Below are 16992 nucleotides of genomic sequence, written 5' to 3'. Positions count from 1 at the left end.
AAATGGCGAACAACAAGCGAGAGCTGTTCCTCAAGCGCCGTGTGCGTGTGCGGAACCGGATCAAGGCAGTGGCTCATGGGCGTCTTCGCCTGTCGGTCCACCGCTCTTCCAAGAATATCATGGTCCAACTGATCGACGACGTGAAAGGGGTCACCCTGGCCTCTGCCTCGACGCTCGAGAAAGAACTGGGCTTCGTCGGCAAGAACAACATCGAGGCGGCTGCGAAAGTCGGCGCCACGATCGCGGAACGTGCCAAAGCGGCTGGGGTCGAAGAGTGCTATTTCGACCGCGGTGGTTTCCTCTTTCACGGCAAGATCAAGGCTTTGGCCGACGCTGCCCGTGAAGGCGGCCTGAAGTTCTGAGGAGAATTTAAATGGCAGAACGTGAAAACCGCCGGGACGATCGTGGCAATGGCCGTGGCCAGAACCGCGATAACAACCGCGAAGAAGCTTCCGAGTTCGGCGAACGCCTGGTTGCGATCAACCGCGTCTCCAAGACCGTGAAAGGCGGCAAGCGCTTCGGCTTTGCAGCCCTGGTGGTTGTCGGTGACCAGCGTGGTCGCGTGGGCTTCGGCAAGGGCAAGGCGAAAGAAGTGCCCGAGGCGATCCGCAAGGCGACCGAGCAGGCCAAGCGCAGCCTGATCAAGGTTCCGCTGAAGGACAGCCGCACCCTGCACCACGACATGGAAGGCCGTCATGGCGCCGGGAAAGTCGTGATGCGGACGGCCGTTGCCGGGACCGGGATCATCGCGGGCGGCCCGATGCGTGCCGTCTTCGAAATGCTGGGTCTGCAGGACGTCGTGGCCAAGTCGATCGGCTCGACCAATCCCTACAACATGATCCGTGCGACGGTGGATGGGCTGAAGTCCGAAACCTCGCCGCGTCAGGTTGCAGCGCGTCGTGGCAAGAAGGTTGCGGAAATCCTCCGCAAGCCGGAAGCCGAAGTGGCGGAGGCCTGAGATGACCAAGAAGACCATCGTCGTCCAGCAATATGCCTCGGCCGCGCGCCGTCCGGCCGTGCAGACCGCGACCCTCAAGGGTCTGGGTCTGAACAAGATCCGCCGCACCCGTGAGCTGGAGGATACGCCCTCCGTCCGCGGCATGGTGAACTCGATCTCTCACCTGGTGAAGATCATCGAAGAGCGCGGCTAAGCGATCTTCAACGGAACAAGGGCGCCCCGGGTCAAACCGGGGCGCTTTTTCTTTGGGCCAGGTATATGCAATCTTATTGAACGATCCGCCAAGTTAACGATTTGTTAAGATTTGCCGGGAATTCTCCAGTCGTGGAATGGGGAGTCGGGCCGTGCGTGTGTATGAACTCTCTGGACAGAATCGCATCCTGTCGGTCAGCGCAAATTGGGATGGGTTTGCCATGACCAATGACTGCCCCTCTGCCGTGGCGCGTGCCATCATCGGGCGGCCGATTTGGGATTTCGTCACGGGTCTGGACACGCGCAGCTACATGAATGCGCTGCTCTTTGCGGCGCGCAGCGCGGGGCAAAGCGTCTCGGTGCGCTATCGCTGCGACAGCATCGAGGAATGGCGGCTTTACGAGCTTCTGATCGAGCCCCTGGCCGAGAATGGCCTGCGCCTGTCGCATCGCCCGCTGGAGCTGATCCGTCGCAGGACACCGCCGATTGCGCCGCAGGGCGAGCCCCTCCGCTGTTGCAGCCAGTGCCTGCGCAGCCGCCACGGCGACCGCTGGGAGGACAGCGACATCCATCCCGCCCTGGAGCCGCACAAGGTGGATTTCGTGGTCTGCCCGCTGTGCAAGGCCGAGGCGCAGAAGGCAATCCGCACGGCCTTTTCGGCGCGGGCCTATAGCTAGATTTCCTCTCGCCCGGGCCTTGGGCCGTGCTAGGGTCGCCCATGGCGGCACGCCAACCAGAGGGAGGAAATCATGTCCAAATATGCGGGCGGTTGCGCCCATGTCCATGTGACGACCGACGCCGAGCCGATCGACAACCACGAATGCCATTGCAATGTCTGCAAGGCGGTCACGGGTCAGCACACGACCCATGTGGCCTTTTTCAACCATGGCGACGTGAAGGTGGATCATCCCGAGAAGATCAAGCGGGTGCCCTTCAACGCGCAGAACCCGAATGGTCCGCTGGAGATCTGCCTCTGCACCGACTGCGGCGCGGTCCTGATGCTGGACGACAAGGTGGGCCGCATCCGGGTGGCCGTGCCCAACGTGATGGGCTACGACGACGCGGCCTTCCCCAAGGCGACCTACCATGCGTTCTGGGACGAGACGAAGGGCTACCCGGCGCCGCAGGATGGTCGTCCCGTGTTTGGCGGGTTGCGGCCGGAGTTCGTCTGGCCTGCGGGGCATTGAGTAGGGCGGGGCGCACCCCGCCGACCCGGTAGCGGCGGGGTGCGCCCCGCCCTACGTGTCAACCAAGCGCAGTGGGCGGGTCTGGCCTGAGGCAAAGAGTTTGAAAAAGATAGTCTTTCTGGCAACGATCATTGGCCTGGGTGTCTGGCTGTTCTGGGTTCCGACCGTGACCTCCGAGGCTGACCTCGGGGATGGCAAGACGGTTGTGCTTCGAGGTCAGCCCCTGTTCGGGTGGCACTCGGACTGGAGCCGCCAGTTGGTCATCTCGGATGGGTGGAGCAGCGAGACCGTGAAGCTCTTCGAGGACACGGGATGGTGGAGGGGCTCCGCCCTCTACCGTGATGCCGAGGGGGGCTATCTTCTGGACGACGGCATCGACTATGTCGTTTTCGCGCTCTGCCCTCCCCGCTTCATCGATCCGCCATCGCGGCAGGGCAACCCCGGCGCCGCCTCAGAGCCGGCCCCCGAGGCCGGATGCCACCCGGGGCCATTGGAGGCGGAAGCCCCGGCCTCCAGGTATCACGACCAGGGCGAAGGCTTGCGCTTTCTCGGGATCTTCGTGGAAACGCATCCCGGTCTGGCGTTCAGGTCCTGGCGCGACGTCGAGGAGCCTATGCCGGACTCGATTGATGCGGGCGGCTGAGGCCACAGCCAAGCCCCTTGCCCCCCGCCCCCCTCCCCGCTATACGCCCCCGGTGGCGTCCTATCGCCGCAAGAATCATCAACGCCGTGTTTGCCTGCGCCGTCGCAGCCCAGGCAGTTCCGGCATAGGAGTTTGCGACATGAAACTGCATGAACTTTCCGACAATCCCGGCGCCGCCAAGAAGCAAAAGCGCGTGGCGCGTGGTCCGGGTTCGGGCAAGGGCAAGACCGCTGGTCGCGGTATCAAGGGTCAGTCGTCCCGTTCGGGCGTCGCCCTGGGTGGCTACGAAGGCGGCCAGATGCCGCTTTATCGGCGCCTGCCGAAGCGTGGCTTCAACAAGCCCAACCAGAAGCAATTCGCCGTCATCAACCTCGGCCTGATCGAGAAGTTCGTGGCCCTCGGCAAGCTGGACATCTCGGCCACGATCACCGAGGACGCCCTGGTCGCCGCTGGCCTGACCAAGTCCAAGCATGACGGCATCCGCATCCTCGCCAAGGGCGCCATCACCTCCAAGGTGAACCTGGTCGTCACCGGCGCCTCGGCCTCGGCCATCGAAGCGGTTGCGGCCGCTGGTGGCTCGCTGACCGTGACTGCGGCGGCTGCCGAATAAGGCTTGCGGGGGGGCACGCGCCCTCCTACATCTATCTTCGCGCCGCCAACTGGTGAAACCGGTTTGGCGGCGCTGTCACAAAGCCAACAGGAAGTCCCGATATGGCATCCGCAGCAGAGCAGATGGCGGCGAACCTCAGCTGGGGCGCGCTCGGCAAGGCCAGCGATTTGCGCCAGCGCATCTTCTTCACCATCCTCGTGTTGATGGTCTACCGCCTGGGCACTTACATTCCCGTCCCGGGCATCGACGGCACCGCGCTGCGCTCCTTCATGGAGGGGCAGGGGCAGGGTCTTGGCGGGATGCTGAGCCTGTTCACCGGCGGCGCCCTGTCGCGCATGGGGATCTTCGCGCTTGGCGTCATGCCCTATATCTCGGCCTCGATCATCGTCCAGCTCCTTGCCTCGATGGTCCCGCAGCTTGAGAGCCTGAAGAAAGAGGGCGAGCAGGGCCGCAAGAAGATCAACCAGTACACGCGCTATGCGACGGTGGGCCTCGCGGCCTTCCAGGGCTGGGCGATTGCGGCCTCGATCGCCTCGGGCGGGCTGGCGCACAATCCGGACCTGTTCTTCAAGCTGTCCTGCGTGATCACGCTGGTCGGCGGCACGATGTTCCTGATGTGGCTGGGCGAGCAGATCACCGCGCGCGGCATCGGCAACGGCGTCTCGCTGATCATCTTCACCGGCATCGTGGCCGAAATCCCCGGCGCGCTGGCCCAGTTCCTGAGCCAGGGCCGTTCGGGCGTCATCTCGCCCTGGGTCATCCTGATCGCTCTGATCCTGGTCGTCGCGGTGATCTTCTTCGTGGTCTTCATGGAGCGCGCGCTGCGCAAGATCCATATCCAGTATCCCCGCCGCCAGGTGGGCATGAAGATCTACGACGCGGGCTCGTCCCACCTGCCGATCAAGGTGAACCCGGCGGGCGTCATTCCGGCGATCTTCGCTTCGTCGCTGCTCTTGCTGCCGACGACTCTCGCGACCTTCTCGGGCCAGACCTCGAACCCGATCCTGGGCTATGTCCTGGCGCTCTTGGGCCATGGCCAGCCGCTCTACCTCGTGCTCGAGGTCGCGCTGGTGATGTTCTTCGCCTATTTCTACACCCACAACGTCGCCTTCAAGACCGATGACGTGGCCGAGAACCTGCAAAAGCAAGGCGGCTTCGTGCCGGGCATCCGTCCGGGCAAGAAGACGCAGGACTACCTTGATTACGTGGTCAACCGCATCCTGGTGGCGGGCTCGCTCTACCTGGCGGCGGTCGTGCTCTTGCCGACGATCCTGGTCACGCAGTTCTCGATCCCCTTCTACTTCGGCGGAACCTCGGTTCTGATCGTCGTGTCGGTGACCATGGACACGATCAACCAGATCCAGTCGCATATGTTGGCCCATCAATACGAAGGGCTGATCGAGAAGTCGCAGTTGCGCGGACGCAAGCGGACGGCGCCCAAGGCGCCGGCGCGGCGCTGAGGCAAAACGTCACGCGAGGCAAGGGGCCGCTGGAAAGTGGCCCCTTCTTGCGTTAACGGGAAAGTGAATGGGGAGGGACCTGAATCATGACCAATATCATCCTTCTGGGACCGCCCGGTGCGGGCAAGGGGACGCAGGCGAAGAAACTGGTCGACGAGCGGCAGATGGTGCAGCTTTCGACCGGTGACATGCTGCGCGAGGCCCAGACCTCGGGGACCGAGATGGGCAAGCGCGTGGCCGATGTCATGGCGCTTGGCCAGCTTGTGACGGACGAAATTGTCATCGGCCTGATCGAGGAAAAGCTGAACGGCGGGGCCGCTGGGGGCTTCATCTTCGACGGCTTCCCCCGGACGCTGAAACAGGCGGATGCCCTGGGCGAGCTCCTGGCGCGCAAGGGGCAGGAGCTGGCCTCGGTCATCGAGATCCAGGTGGACGATGCGGCCCTCGTGGCGCGGGTGTCGGGCCGCTTCACCTGCCGGAGCTGCGGCGAGGTCTATCACGACGAGACCAAGCCCACCAAGGTTCCGGGCACCTGTGACCAATGCGGCGGGACCGAGCTGAACCGCCGCGCCGATGACAATGCCGAGGCGCTGAAGACCCGGCTGATGGAATACTACAAGAAGACCTCGCCGCTGATCGGCTATTACTATGCCAAGGGCAAGCTGGCGGGCGTCGATGGCATGGCGGAACCCGATGCGGTGGCCGTGGCCGTGGCGAAAGTTCTTGACAAGCGTTGAATTGGGCCTTCCGCCCCTTGACCCGTGGCGGAAAAGCCCATAAAGCGCGGTGTCCCGGGGCGGAATCGGCCCGGGGTTCTCATTGGCAACGATGAGGGATCGTTCGGGGGGAAACCCTCGGTTGTGAAAAAAGGTTCTGGTGATACGGAACCGCAACTGCAAAGGAAGACACGCGTGGCACGTATTGCTGGCGTCAACATCCCCACCGCGAAGCGCGTTCCGATCGCGCTCCAGTACATCACCGGCATCGGCGCCCATATCGCCGAGCAGATCTGCGCTGCGTTGAACATCGACCGCGCCCGCCGTGTGAACCAGCTGACCGACGCCGAAGTGCTCGCGATCCGCGAACACATCGACGCCAACTTCACCGTCGAGGGCGACCTGCGCCGTGAAGTCTCGATGAACATCAAGCGTCTGATGGATCTCGGCTGCTACCGCGGCCTGCGTCACCGCAAGGGCCTCCCGGTCCGCGGCCAGCGCACCCACACGAACGCCCGCACCCGCAAGGGCCCGGCCAAGCCGATCGCCGGCAAGAAGAAGTAAGGGGTAGATCAGATGGCCAAGGATACCAAATCCGCCGCGTCGCGCGGCAAGAAGAAAGAGCGCAAGAACATCGCCGCCGGCGTTGCTCACGTCAATTCTTCGTTCAACAACACCAAGATCCTGATCTCGGACGTGCAGGGCAATGCGATCTCCTGGTCGTCGGCTGGCACGATGGGCTTCAAGGGTTCGCGCAAATCGACCCCCTATGCCGCCCAGATGGCTGCCGAAGATGCTGGCCGCAAGGCTCAGGAACATGGCGTGAAGACGATCGAAGTCGAAGTTCAGGGCCCGGGTTCGGGCCGCGAGTCGGCGCTGCGCGCGCTGGCCGCCGTGGGCTTCAACATCACCTCGATCCGCGACGTGACCCCGCTGGCGCACAATGGCTGCCGCCCGCCCAAGCGTCGCCGCGTCTAAGCATTACTGACTAAGGCCGGGCTGCGGATCCTCCGCGGCCCGGTTTCGGCTATTCAACGACCCTCGGGCGTCCGCCGTCAAGGACATGGGCAGCGGGCAGGTATGGAGGCGACAGCATGATCCACAAGAATTGGCAAGAACTGATCAAGCCGCAGCAATTGGCGACCAAGCATGGTCCCGATGCGCAGCGCACGGCGACCCTGATCGCCGAGCCGCTGGAGCGTGGCTTTGGCCTGACCCTGGGCAATGCCCTGCGTCGGGTTCTGCTCTCCTCGCTGCAAGGCGCGGCGATCACCTCGGTGCAGATCGACAACGTGCTGCACGAGTTCTCCTCGGTGCCGGGCGTGCGTGAAGACGTCACCGACATCGTCCTGAATCTCAAAGGCGTCCGTCTGAAGATGGATGTTGAAGGTCCGAAGCGCCTGTCGATCTCGGCCAAGGGCCCGGGCGTCGTGGTGGCTGGCGACATCTCCGAGACCTCGGGGATCGAGATCCTGAACCGCGACCACGTGATCTGCCACCTGGACGACGGCGCCGATGTCTACATGGAACTGACGGTCAACACCGGCAAGGGCTATGTCTCGGCCGACAAGAACCGCCCCGAGGATGCGCCGATCGGTCTGATCCCGATCGATGCGATCTTCTCGCCGGTGAAAAAGGTGTCGTATGAAGTCACCCCGACCCGTGAGGGCCAGGTGCTGGACTATGACAAGCTGACGCTGCGCGTCGAAACCGATGGCTCGCTGACCCCCGAAGACGCCGTGGCCTATGCCGCGCGCATCCTGCAGGACCAGCTGGCGGTCTTCGTCAACTTCGACGAGCCCGAGGCTGCTGGCAAGGGCGTGGAGGATTCGGGTCTCGAGTTCAACCCGCTGCTCTTGAAGAAGGTCGACGAGCTGGAACTCTCGGTCCGTTCGGCCAACTGCCTGAAGAACGACAACATCGTCTATATCGGCGATCTGATCCAGAAGACCGAAGCCGAGATGCTGCGCACCCCGAACTTCGGCCGCAAGTCCTTGAACGAAATCAAGGAAGTGCTGTCGGGCATGGGCCTGCATCTGGGCATGGAAGTCGAAGACTGGCCGCCGGAAAACATCGAAGACCTGGCCAAGCGGTTTGAGGACCAGTTCTAAGAACGGTGGGTTTCACCCACCCTACGTGGGTGGAACCCTTGACGAAAATGCCCGGGCTGCCGGGGAACTCTGGTCGCAAGACCCAACGGACGGGGAAAGAACGATCCCCCGCCAGACAAAACAAAATGGAATAGGAGACTATTATGAACCATGGTGCTGGCTATCGCCGCCTGAACCGCACGCATGAGCACCGCAAGGCGCTCTTCGCCAATATGGCGGGCTCGCTGATCGAGCATGAGCAGATCAAGACGACCCTGCCCAAGGCCAAGGAACTGCGTCCGATCGTCGAAAAGCTGATCACGCTGGCCAAGCGCGGCGACCTGCACGCCCGTCGCCAGGCCTCGGCCTCGCTGAAGGAAGAGCGTCTGGTGGCCCGTCTGTTCGAAATCCTCGGGCCGCGCTACAAGGACCGTCAGGGTGGCTATGTCCGCGTGCTGAAGGCCGGTTTCCGCTATGGCGACATGGCTCCGATGGCGATCATCGAGTTCGTGGACCGCGATCCGAACGCCAAGGGCGCCGTTGACCGTGCCCGTCTTGAAGCCCAAGACGCCGAGTAAACGCTTGCCGACTTCCCCGAAAGGCCCGCCCCGCGCGGGCCTTTTGCATGTCCGGGCCATGGGGTTTCCCGCTCCCCTCGCCGCAGGGGATTGCCCCCAAGCGCCCTTGCCTCAAGAAGGCCAGGTTGGGGGTTTTTCGTGCTCTGCTCTTTTGCAGAGTGGCTCGAACCTGTAACCTCCCCCCATGTCCGACCTATTCGATAGCCCCAAGCCCAAGTCCGAAGGTCCGCGCCCCCTGGCCGACCGCCTGCGCCCGCAGACCCTGGCGGAGGTGATCGGCCAGTCCCATGTTCTGGGCCCCGAGGGGCCCCTGGGCGCCATGCTGGCCGCGAAGTCGCTGTCCTCCTTGATCCTTTGGGGGCCACCGGGGGTGGGCAAGACCACCATCGCAAGGTTGCTCGCCCAGGAAACCGAGTTGGCCTTCGTGCAGATCTCGGCGATCTTCACCGGCGTCCCCGATCTGCGGAAGGTCTTCGAGACCGCGAAACTGCGCCAAAAGGGCACGCTGCTTTTCGTCGACGAAATCCACCGTTTCAACAAGGCGCAGCAGGACGGATTCCTGCCCTATATGGAGGATGGCACGATCCTCCTCGTCGGCGCCACGACGGAAAACCCCTCCTTCGAGCTGAACGCGGCGCTCCTCTCCCGCGCCCAGGTCATCGTCCTCGAGCGCCTGACCGCGATTGACCTCGAACGCCTGACCCAGCGCGCCGAGCAAGACCTTGGCCGCGCCCTGCCGCTGACAGGCCCGGCCCGCGAAACCCTGATCGAGATGGCCGATGGCGACGGCCGCACGCTCTTGAACCTGATCGAGCAGGTCTCCGCCTGGACGGTCAAGGACAAGCTCACCCCCGAGGCGCTCTCGACCCGCCTGATGCGCCGGGCCGCGAAATACGACAAGTCGGGCGAGGAGCATTACAACCTCATCTCGGCGCTGCACAAATCCATCCGCGGCTCCGATCCCGATGCCGCGCTCTACTGGTTCGCCCGCATGCTGGAAGGCGGCGAGGACCCCCGTTTCCTCGCCCGCCGCCTCACGAGAATGGCCGTCGAAGACATCGGCCTCGCCGACCCCCAGGCGCAGGAGCTTTGCCTGGCCTCATGGGCCACCTACGAACGGCTCGGCTCGCCGGAGGGCGAGCTGTCCCTGGCGCAAGCCGTGGTCTACCTGGCGCTCGCCCCCAAATCGAACGGCGTCTACAAAGCCTACAAGGCCGCAAGACAGGCCGCCAAGGAGACCGGCTCTCACCCCCCGCCGCTGCATATCCGCAATGCGCCGACCAAGCTGATGAAGAGCCTCGGCTACGGCGCCGATTATGCCTATGACCACGACCAGGAAGACGCTTTCTCGGGCCAGAACTACTTCCCCGACGGCATGAAGCGCCCCATCTACTATGCCCCGCCCGAACGTGGCTTCGAACGGGAACTCATCAAGCGCATCGACTACTTCGCCAAGCTCCGCGCCCGCCGCAACGCCGAGTGATCCGCGCAAGCCAGCAAGCCAATCCACAGAGCCTCCCTCTTTCGCTTTCATACTGACACAAATATCCCGGGGGTGTGGGGGCAGCGCCCCCACGACGGTTGACATTTCGACCCGCCCGCCCCAAGGAAACCTGATGTTCACCCTTCTCCAGATCGCGCTTGGCGGCGCTGCGGGCTCTGTCCTGCGCTATCTGACCGTTTCCGCGGTCGGCGCCCCCTGGGGCACGGCTGCCGTCAACGTCGCGGGCTGCTTTGCCATGGGCGTGCTGGCCGTGCTGCTCGCCAAGCACCCGCTGGCGCCGCTCTTCCTGACCGGCCTTCTGGGTGGCTTCACCACATTTTCAGCCTTCTCGCTGGATACTCTCAGGCTGACCCAGTCCGGCCGCCTGGCCGAGGCCGCCACTTATGCGGGCCTCTCCGTTCTTCTCTCGCTGGCCGCTGTCGCAATCGGCGCCGCCCTGACCCAAAGGCTGATGCCATGACCGCCGTGCAACTGATCACCGTCACCGAGGACGAGGGCGAAAGCCGCCTCGACCGCTGGATGAAGAAGCACTTTCCTCAGATCACGCAAGGCGCGATCGAGAAGATGTGCCGCAAGGGTGAGATCCGGGTCGACAAGGGCCGCGCCAAGGCCAGCGACCGCGTCGCCCCGGGGATGGAGATCCGCATCCCGCCGCTGCCCGACAGCCCCGCGCCGGAATATGAGCCCGACGGCAAGATCTCCAAGACCGATGCCCAGATGATCCTGGATTGCGTGCTGTGGAAGGACGAACACATGATCGTCCTGAACAAGCCTGCTGGCCTGCCCAGCCAAGGCGGCTCGGGGCAGGGGGAGCGTCATGTCGATGGCCTCGCCGAGGCTTTGAAGTTCGGCTACAAGGACAAGCCCAAGCTGGTGCATCGCCTCGACAAGGACACTTCGGGCCTCTTGATGCTGGCGCGGACGGATCGCGTGGCGCGCAGGCTCTCGGAGGCCCTGCGCCACCGCGAGGCCCGCAAGATCTATTGGGCCCTGGTGGCGGGCTGTCCGAACCCCAAGCAGGGCTCGGTCAAGTTCGGCCTGATGAAGGCCGCCATGGGGCGCGGCGATGAGAAGATGATCTGCGTCCACCCGGCCAAGATGGGCGATTTCCCCGATGCCAAGCGGGCGCAGACCGACTTCTTCACGCTCTGGTTCCTTGGAACCCGCATGTCCTGGATGGCTTTGGAGCCCGTCACGGGCCGCACTCACCAGCTGCGCGCCCATATGGCTGAAATCGGCCATCCGATCATCGGCGACGGCAAATACGGCGGCTCGACGGCCGAGAACATGGGCGACGGCTGGGGGGCTGGCACGGGGGGCGACATGTCGCGCAAGCTGCATCTCCATGCGCGGATGCTGACGATCGAGCATCCGGTGACGGGCAAGATCATGACCTTCACCGCGCCCTTGCCCGAACATATGGCCAAGACCTGGAAGCTTCTGGACTGGAAAGAAGATGATGTCCCCGCGGACCCTTTCACGCATCGGCAATAAATGAGCTGGGCCCCGAAACGCTTCTGGAAGGCCGCCACGGTCCAGGCCGTCGACGGCGGCTGGACCGTCCTCTTGGACACGCGCCCGGTCAAGACCCCGGCCAAGGCGCCGCTCGTCCTGCCGACCGAAGGGCTGGCGCGTCTCGTGGCCAGCGAATGGGACGCCCAGACCGGCAAGATCGACCCCAATTCCATGCCAGCGACGCGGATGGCCAATTCGGCGCTGGACAAGGTCGCGCCCATGGTCGCGGCCGTGGCCGATCACCTGGCCGAATATGGCGGAAGCGACCTTCTGTGCTATCGGGCGGCGAAACCGGCCGAACTGGTGCGCCGCCAGGCCGAGGGCTGGGACCCTCTGCTCGACTGGGCGGCCGAGGCTTTGCAGGCCCGTCTGACCGTCACGGTGGGTGTCATGCATGTGCCCCAGCCCGAGCCCGCGCTGACCGCGCTGCGCTCCCATCTCGGCGGCTTTTCGTCCTTTCAGCTTGCCGCCTTCCATGACCTCGTCGCCATCTCCGGGTCGCTGATCCTGGCGCTGGCCGTGGCCCACAAGCGGCTCTCCCCCGAAGAAGCCTGGGACCTCGCGCGAATCGATGAGACCTTCCAGGCCGAGGAATGGGGCGAAGACGAGGAGGCGGCCGAGGTTGCGGCCCTGAAACGTGCCGACTTCCTGTCGGCTTCGCGCGTCTTCGCCCTTCTCGGGTAAGTTTCTTGCCTGCGAGGAACAGGGCGGAGAAACATCCTGCCCGCAAGCCGCGAAAACGTGGTTAAAAAATCCGCTTGTCCTTGTCTGGATGATATAAACTTGACCAATCCATCCGCTTTAGCGGATATTGCCCGGCACTGGTGGGGCCAACCCACCCTTGTCCGGTGCAAGATCGGACATAGATAACCGCCCTGCCAACAGGGCATCATGGGGAGATATGAATGAACAAGACCCTCTTTCTCGGCACGCTGACCGCTGCGGCGCTGTCCGCTGGCCTGGCTTCGGCCGGCACGCTGGACGACATCAAGGCGCGGGGCGAGGTGAACTGCGGTTCCAACACCGGCCTGACGGGCTTTGGTGCGCCGGATGACAAGGGCGAATGGCATGGCTTCGACGTCGACCTCTGCAAGGCCGTCGCGGCTGCCGTCTTCGGCGACCAGACCAAGGTGAAGTTCGTGCCGCTGACCGGCGAGACCCGCTTCACCGCCCTGGCCTCGGGCGAAGTGGACCTCCTGGTCCGCAACTCGACCTGGACCTATTCGCGCGACACCGACCTGAAGTTCGATTTCGTCGCGGTGAACTACTATGACGGCCAGGGCTTCATGGTGAAGAAGGACCTCGGCGTCTCTTCGGCCAAGGAACTCGATGGCGCCACCGTCTGCATCCAGACCGGCACCACGACCGAGCTGAACCTCGCCGACTTCTTCAAGGCCAACAACATCACCTATACGCCGGTGAACGTGGCCGACGACGGTGAGGCGCTGCGCCAGTTCACCGCCGGGGCCTGCGACGCCTATACGACCGACGCTTCGGGCCTGGCTTCGACCCGCGCGACCCTGCCCGATCCGGACAACTACATCATCCTTCCCGAGATCATCTCGAAGGAGCCCCTCGGCCCGGTCGTCCGTCATGGCGACAATGCCTGGGGTGACGTGGTGCGCTGGACCTATTTCGCTCTGCTGACCGCAGAGGAAAAGGGCATCACCAAGGCCAATATCGAGGAAGTCGCGACCTCGACCCAAGACCCGGAAATCAAGCGCCTCCTGGGCCTTGAGGGCGACATGGGCAAGATGCTCGGCCTCGACGCCGGCTTCGCCAAGGCCGCCATCGCCGCCAACGGCAACTATGGCGAGATCTTCGAAGCCAATATCGGCATGTCGACCCCGATCAAGCTGGCGCGCGGTCTGAACGCGCTCTGGACCCAGGGCGGCCTGCAATACGCTCCGCCCTTCCGTTGATCTGACACCGGGCGCGACCTTTGGGTCGCGCCCAACTTATAACGTCCGAACAGACCGGCATGAACCGGCAGGACGCGCAGGGGGAAATCCATGGCCTATGCCACCGAGCCGCCGAAACAAGGGTTTCGGCTGAGCCAACTTATCTACGACACAAGATACCGAGGCATCACGATCCAGGTGGTCGCGCTGGTGCTGGTTCTGCTGGCCCTGTCCTGGCTGGTCGGCAACCTGATGGCCAATCTCGAGGCCAAGGGCAAGGACATCGACTTCTCCTTCCTGTGGAGCCGGGCGGGCTATGACATCGGTCAGGCCCTGATCCCCTATACCAACGACGACAACCACTTCCGCGCGGCCATGGTGGGCCTGGTGAACACCTTTGTCGTGGCCATCATCGCGGCCTTCTTTGCCACGGTGCTGGGCGTGCTGATCGGCGTCTTGCGCCTGTCGAAGAACTGGCTCGTCTCGCGGCTGATGGGGCTTTACGTCGAGCTCTTCCGCAACATCCCCTTGGTTTTGTGGATCATCCTGGCCTATGTCATCTTCTCCGAGGCCTCGCCCGAGCCCAAGGATTTCAAGGTGGTGGACGGGGTCGCCAAGGAGGAGATGTTCCTCGGCATCGCCGCCGTGACCAACCGTTACACCACGATGCCCGCCCCGGTGCTGGACCGCCCCCTGCCCGAGATCGCGGGCCTGCCCACCTCGGGCCTGGCGGTGATCCTGGTGCTGATGGCCTCTTTCTGGGTCTTGAGCCTGATCCGCCGCCGTGCGACCCGGGTGCAAGAGGCGACGGGCGTGCGGCCCGGGACCTTCTGGCCGGGTCTGGCCGTGGTGGTCCTGCCGGTGGTGGCCTTGCTGGTCGCCATGGGCTTCCACCTGGATTACCCGACCTTCAAGGGCTTCAACTTCAAGGGCGGGCTGCAATTGGCCCATGCCTTCACCGCCATGGTGGTCTCGCTGTCGCTCTATTACGCCGCCGTCACGGCCGAGGTCGTGCGGGGCGGCATCCAGGCGATCAGCCGGGGCCAGTCCGAGGCGGCCTTTGCGCTGGGTCTGCGCCCGGGGCGCACCATGAGCCTGGTGATCCTGCCGCAAGCGCTGCGGGTGATCATCCCGCCGCAGATTTCCAACTATCTCTCGCTGGTCAAGGACACGTCCCTGGGCATCGCCGTCAGCTATCTTGACCTGCGCGGCACGCTGGGGGGGATCACGATGAACCAGACGGGCCGCGAGCTGGAATGCATGCTGTTGATGATGGGGATTTACCTCTCGATCTCTTTGATCCTCTCGGGGCTGCTGAATTTCTACAATGCCTCCGTCAAGCTGAAGGAGCGCTGAGATGACGGCTTATGTCCGCAAGCAAATGCTGGAGCCCTCGCCGCCGCCCGCCTCGCAACAGGGCGTCATCGGCTGGATGCGCGAGAACCTGTTCTCGGGCTGGGTGAACAGCATCCTGACCCTGGCCGCGATCTATGTGCTTTACGAGTTCCTGAGCCTGGGCCTGCCTTGGCTCTGGCACGGGGTCTGGGTGGCCGACAGCCACCTGCAATGCCTGGAGATCATCGCCGAGCGCTTTGGCCCCGATGCCTCGGGCGCCTGCTGGGCGGTGATCCGCGAGCGCTGGGGGCAGTATCTCTTCGGCTTCTACCCGACCGAGGAATGGTGGCGCCCGATCCTGTGCTTTGGCCTGATGCTGGTGGCCCTGGTGGCGCCGCTCTTTGCCGATGACAGCAAGAACGCGCAATGGATCATCGCGCCGACCTCGGCCCTGACGCTGGTCCTCTTGGGCGGAGCGGGGGCGCCGTTGCTGGTCATGGGGATCGCGGTCGCGGTCTTTGTGCTGGCGGCCTGGGCCTCGGATCGGCCGGTGAAGCTTTTGGTGCTGACCGGGGTCTATCCCTTTGTCGCGGTTTGGCTTTTGTGGGGCGGGCCCCTGTCGGGGCCGGTCCTGGCCGTGGGGGGCTTCGTGATCCTCTGGGCCGTGGTCAAGCTGTTCAGCGGGCGGCTTGGCGTGCCGCTGTCGGCGGGGATCGGCATCGTGGCGGCCTTCCTGTGGTGGACGGTGATCGAGCCCCGGCTGACGGCCAGCCTGCCGCATGACCTTCTGGCGCTGGCCCCGGTGGAGAGCGAAAACTTCGGCGGCTTCCTTTTGGCCTTCATCATCGGGGTGTCGTCCATCGGCATGGCTTTGCCCTTGGGCATCCTGCTGGCGCTGGGGCGGCGGTCGGATCTGTTCATCGTGAACAAGCTCTCGGTGGGCTTCATCGAGTTCGTGCGGGGCGTGCCGCTGATCACGATGCTCTTTACCGCATCGCTGCTCTTGCAATACTTCCTGCCGCCGCAGGTGCAGTTCGAGACCATCCTGCGCGTCATCATCCTGGTCACCTTCTTTTCGGCGGCCTATATCGCCGAGGTGATCCGGGGCGGCCTTGCGGGCCTGCCCAAGGGCCAGCAAGAGGCGGCCGATGCCCTGGGCCTGGACTATTGGCAGGCGCAACGGCTGATCATCTTGCCGCAGGCCTTGAAGATCTCCATTCCGGGGATCGTCAACGTCTTCATCGGGCTCTTCAAGGACACGACGCTGGTCAGCTTCGTGTCGCTGATGGACCCGCTGCGGGGGGTCACGGCCATCGTGCGGGCCGATATCGACTGGAAGGCGGCCTATTGGGAGCCTTACCTCTTCGTCGCCGCCATCTTCTTCGTCGCCTGTTTCGGGATGAGCCGCTATGCGCTTTATCTTGAAGCCCGGCTGAAAACCGATCATCGCTGAGGGTGCCCAAATGGCTGAAGCCGCTATGAAAATCTCGAACGAAGTGGCCGTGCAGATCACGGGCATGAACAAGTGGTATGGCACCTTCCATGTGCTGCGCGACATCGACCTGACGGTGCAAAGGGGGGAGCGGATCGTGATCTGCGGGCCCTCGGGCTCGGGCAAATCGACGCTGATCCGCTGCATCAACCGGCTGGAGGAACACCAGGCGGGCAAGATCGTGGTGGATGGGACGGAACTGACCAATGACCTGAAGAACATCGACAAGGTGCGCTCAGAGGTCGGGATGGTGTTCCAGCACTTCAACCTCTTTCCGCATCTGACGATCCTGGAGAATTGCACGCTCGCCCCGATCTGGGTCCGCAAGGTTCCGAAGAAAGAGGCCGAAGAGACCGCGATGCATTTCCTGCGCAAGGTCAAGATCCCCGAGCAGGCGCACAAGTATCCGGGCCAGCTCTCGGGCGGTCAGCAGCAGCGGGTGGCGATTGCGCGCTCGCTTTGCATGAAGCCCAGGATCATGCTGTTTGACGAGCCGACCTCGGCGCTTGACCCCGAGATGATCAAGGAGGTCCTGGACACCATGATCGAGCTGGCGCAAGAGGGCATGACGATGCTCTGCGTGACGCACGAGATGGGCTTTGCCCAGGCCGTGGCGAACCGGGTCATCTTCATGGACAAGGGTCAGATCGTCGAACAGAACGAGCCGAAAGAGTTCTTCAACAACCCGCAGTCGGAGCGGACGAAGCTCTTCCTGAGCCAGATCCTGGGTCACTAAGGGCAGAACGGGAAACCCGTTCTGCCGCCCAGCGGGCCCAAGCGGGGGGAGGGGCGAACCCCTCCCCCCGACCCC

The 16992-nt window shown here is 63.9% G+C and carries 21 protein-coding genes; all 21 read left to right on the top strand.

All coding sequences use genetic code 11. The features are described 5' to 3' along the window. The first annotated feature begins 2 nt into the window (after positions 1 to 2). Complete coding sequence (rplR, locus tag GV832_RS16980; RefSeq protein WP_168776076.1) at positions 3 to 362, top strand: 50S ribosomal protein L18; 360 nt, start codon at positions 3 to 5, stop codon at positions 360 to 362. An 11-nt stretch (positions 363 to 373) separates the two neighbouring features. Next, positions 374 to 958, top strand: a complete 585-nt coding sequence (gene rpsE / locus GV832_RS16975) for a 30S ribosomal protein S5 (RefSeq protein ID WP_168776075.1) — start codon at positions 374 to 376, stop codon at positions 956 to 958. Position 959: 1 nt separating this feature from the next. Then, positions 960 to 1151, top strand: a complete 192-nt coding sequence (gene rpmD, locus GV832_RS16970; protein WP_168776074.1) for a 50S ribosomal protein L30 — start codon at positions 960 to 962, stop codon at positions 1149 to 1151. Between the two features lie 220 nt (positions 1152 to 1371). Further along, positions 1372 to 1827, top strand: coding sequence for a hypothetical protein (locus GV832_RS16965; RefSeq protein WP_168776073.1), 456 nt, complete (start codon positions 1372 to 1374; stop codon positions 1825 to 1827). 72 nt (positions 1828 to 1899) lie between these two features. Beyond that, positions 1900 to 2337 carry a GFA family protein gene (locus tag GV832_RS16960; RefSeq protein WP_168776072.1) on the top strand — a complete coding sequence of 146 codons (438 nt, stop codon included), beginning with the start codon at positions 1900 to 1902 and terminating at the stop codon, positions 2335 to 2337. A 100-nt stretch (positions 2338 to 2437) separates the two neighbouring features. Then, positions 2438 to 2980: a hypothetical protein gene (locus GV832_RS16955; protein ID WP_168776071.1), complete on the top strand. Its 543-nt coding sequence runs from the start codon at positions 2438 to 2440 to the stop codon at positions 2978 to 2980. A 139-nt stretch (positions 2981 to 3119) separates the two neighbouring features. Further along, on the top strand, positions 3120 to 3590 hold the full coding sequence (rplO, locus tag GV832_RS16950) for a 50S ribosomal protein L15 (protein WP_168776070.1): 471 nt from the start codon (positions 3120 to 3122) through the stop codon (positions 3588 to 3590). 101 nt (positions 3591 to 3691) lie between these two features. Further along, positions 3692 to 5050 carry a preprotein translocase subunit SecY gene (gene secY, locus GV832_RS16945; RefSeq protein ID WP_168776069.1) on the top strand — a complete coding sequence of 453 codons (1359 nt, stop codon included), beginning with the start codon at positions 3692 to 3694 and terminating at the stop codon, positions 5048 to 5050. Positions 5051 to 5136: 86 nt separating this feature from the next. Continuing rightward, on the top strand, positions 5137 to 5787 hold the full coding sequence (locus GV832_RS16940; RefSeq protein ID WP_168776068.1) for an adenylate kinase: 651 nt from the start codon (positions 5137 to 5139) through the stop codon (positions 5785 to 5787). Between the two features lie 174 nt (positions 5788 to 5961). Next, entirely contained in the window at positions 5962 to 6330 is a 369-nt protein-coding gene (gene rpsM, locus GV832_RS16935; protein WP_168776067.1) for a 30S ribosomal protein S13, read from the top strand. A 12-nt stretch (positions 6331 to 6342) separates the two neighbouring features. Continuing rightward, positions 6343 to 6744 (top strand): 30S ribosomal protein S11, encoded by a 402-nt coding sequence (gene rpsK, locus GV832_RS16930; RefSeq protein ID WP_168776066.1) that lies wholly within the window; start codon positions 6343 to 6345, stop codon positions 6742 to 6744. A 116-nt stretch (positions 6745 to 6860) separates the two neighbouring features. Continuing rightward, positions 6861 to 7877, top strand: coding sequence for a DNA-directed RNA polymerase subunit alpha (locus GV832_RS16925; RefSeq protein WP_168776065.1), 1017 nt, complete (start codon positions 6861 to 6863; stop codon positions 7875 to 7877). Positions 7878 to 8020: 143 nt separating this feature from the next. Next, on the top strand, positions 8021 to 8434 hold the full coding sequence (gene rplQ, locus GV832_RS16920; RefSeq protein ID WP_168776064.1) for a 50S ribosomal protein L17: 414 nt from the start codon (positions 8021 to 8023) through the stop codon (positions 8432 to 8434). A gap of 184 nt (positions 8435 to 8618) precedes the next feature. Then, the gene (locus tag GV832_RS16915) at positions 8619 to 9917 is read left to right on the top strand and encodes a replication-associated recombination protein A (protein WP_168776063.1); all 1299 of its coding nucleotides are present in this window, start codon (positions 8619 to 8621) and stop codon (positions 9915 to 9917) included. 133 nt (positions 9918 to 10050) lie between these two features. Next, positions 10051 to 10398, top strand: a complete 348-nt coding sequence (locus tag GV832_RS16910) for a fluoride efflux transporter FluC (RefSeq protein ID WP_435531771.1) — start codon at positions 10051 to 10053, stop codon at positions 10396 to 10398. Continuing rightward, entirely contained in the window at positions 10395 to 11432 is a 1038-nt protein-coding gene (locus tag GV832_RS16905) for an RluA family pseudouridine synthase (RefSeq protein WP_168776062.1), read from the top strand. The genes GV832_RS16910 and GV832_RS16905 overlap by 4 nt, the downstream gene beginning before the upstream one ends. Further along, a complete protein-coding gene (locus GV832_RS16900) occupies positions 11433 to 12137 on the top strand; it encodes an ATP12 family chaperone protein (RefSeq protein WP_168776061.1) in 705 nt (234 codons plus the stop codon). 221 nt (positions 12138 to 12358) lie between these two features. After that, complete coding sequence (locus tag GV832_RS16895) at positions 12359 to 13375, top strand: amino acid ABC transporter substrate-binding protein (RefSeq protein ID WP_168776060.1); 1017 nt, start codon at positions 12359 to 12361, stop codon at positions 13373 to 13375. A gap of 90 nt (positions 13376 to 13465) precedes the next feature. Further along, the gene (locus tag GV832_RS16890) at positions 13466 to 14710 is read left to right on the top strand and encodes an amino acid ABC transporter permease (RefSeq protein ID WP_168776059.1); all 1245 of its coding nucleotides are present in this window, start codon (positions 13466 to 13468) and stop codon (positions 14708 to 14710) included. Position 14711: 1 nt separating this feature from the next. Continuing rightward, positions 14712 to 16142 carry an amino acid ABC transporter permease gene (locus GV832_RS16885; protein ID WP_168776058.1) on the top strand — a complete coding sequence of 477 codons (1431 nt, stop codon included), beginning with the start codon at positions 14712 to 14714 and terminating at the stop codon, positions 16140 to 16142. A gap of 10 nt (positions 16143 to 16152) precedes the next feature. Further along, complete coding sequence (locus GV832_RS16880; protein ID WP_168776057.1) at positions 16153 to 16917, top strand: amino acid ABC transporter ATP-binding protein; 765 nt, start codon at positions 16153 to 16155, stop codon at positions 16915 to 16917. Positions 16918 to 16992 lie beyond the last annotated feature (75 nt).

This window comes from Stagnihabitans tardus (assembly GCF_009925085.1).
Classification (GTDB): domain Bacteria; phylum Pseudomonadota; class Alphaproteobacteria; order Rhodobacterales; family Rhodobacteraceae; genus Stagnihabitans; species Stagnihabitans tardus.
Note: the sequence above shows the minus strand (reverse complement) of the source record. Positions and strands in the feature narration are given on the sequence as shown.

What these genes read in the sequence shown, in the direction of transcription:
- rplR (WP_168776076.1), top strand. Translation starts at nt 3, where the DNA reads ATGGCGAACAACAAGCGAGAGCTGTTCCTCAAGCGCCGTGTGCGTGTG.
- rpsE (WP_168776075.1), top strand. Translation starts at nt 374, where the DNA reads ATGGCAGAACGTGAAAACCGCCGGGACGATCGTGGCAATGGCCGTGGC.
- rpmD (WP_168776074.1), top strand. Translation starts at nt 960, where the DNA reads ATGACCAAGAAGACCATCGTCGTCCAGCAATATGCCTCGGCCGCGCGC.
- GV832_RS16965 (WP_168776073.1), top strand. Translation starts at nt 1,372, where the DNA reads ATGACCAATGACTGCCCCTCTGCCGTGGCGCGTGCCATCATCGGGCGG.
- GV832_RS16960 (WP_168776072.1), top strand. Translation starts at nt 1,900, where the DNA reads ATGTCCAAATATGCGGGCGGTTGCGCCCATGTCCATGTGACGACCGAC.
- rplO (WP_168776070.1), top strand. Translation starts at nt 3,120, where the DNA reads ATGAAACTGCATGAACTTTCCGACAATCCCGGCGCCGCCAAGAAGCAA.
- secY (WP_168776069.1), top strand. Translation starts at nt 3,692, where the DNA reads ATGGCATCCGCAGCAGAGCAGATGGCGGCGAACCTCAGCTGGGGCGCG.
- GV832_RS16940 (WP_168776068.1), top strand. Translation starts at nt 5,137, where the DNA reads ATGACCAATATCATCCTTCTGGGACCGCCCGGTGCGGGCAAGGGGACG.
- rpsK (WP_168776066.1), top strand. Translation starts at nt 6,343, where the DNA reads ATGGCCAAGGATACCAAATCCGCCGCGTCGCGCGGCAAGAAGAAAGAG.
- GV832_RS16925 (WP_168776065.1), top strand. Translation starts at nt 6,861, where the DNA reads ATGATCCACAAGAATTGGCAAGAACTGATCAAGCCGCAGCAATTGGCG.
- rplQ (WP_168776064.1), top strand. Translation starts at nt 8,021, where the DNA reads ATGAACCATGGTGCTGGCTATCGCCGCCTGAACCGCACGCATGAGCAC.
- GV832_RS16915 (WP_168776063.1), top strand. Translation starts at nt 8,619, where the DNA reads ATGTCCGACCTATTCGATAGCCCCAAGCCCAAGTCCGAAGGTCCGCGC.
- GV832_RS16910 (WP_435531771.1), top strand. Translation starts at nt 10,051, where the DNA reads ATGTTCACCCTTCTCCAGATCGCGCTTGGCGGCGCTGCGGGCTCTGTC.
- GV832_RS16905 (WP_168776062.1), top strand. Translation starts at nt 10,395, where the DNA reads ATGACCGCCGTGCAACTGATCACCGTCACCGAGGACGAGGGCGAAAGC.
- GV832_RS16900 (WP_168776061.1), top strand. Translation starts at nt 11,433, where the DNA reads ATGAGCTGGGCCCCGAAACGCTTCTGGAAGGCCGCCACGGTCCAGGCC.
- GV832_RS16895 (WP_168776060.1), top strand. Translation starts at nt 12,359, where the DNA reads ATGAACAAGACCCTCTTTCTCGGCACGCTGACCGCTGCGGCGCTGTCC.
- GV832_RS16890 (WP_168776059.1), top strand. Translation starts at nt 13,466, where the DNA reads ATGGCCTATGCCACCGAGCCGCCGAAACAAGGGTTTCGGCTGAGCCAA.
- GV832_RS16885 (WP_168776058.1), top strand. Translation starts at nt 14,712, where the DNA reads ATGACGGCTTATGTCCGCAAGCAAATGCTGGAGCCCTCGCCGCCGCCC.
- GV832_RS16880 (WP_168776057.1), top strand. Translation starts at nt 16,153, where the DNA reads ATGGCTGAAGCCGCTATGAAAATCTCGAACGAAGTGGCCGTGCAGATC.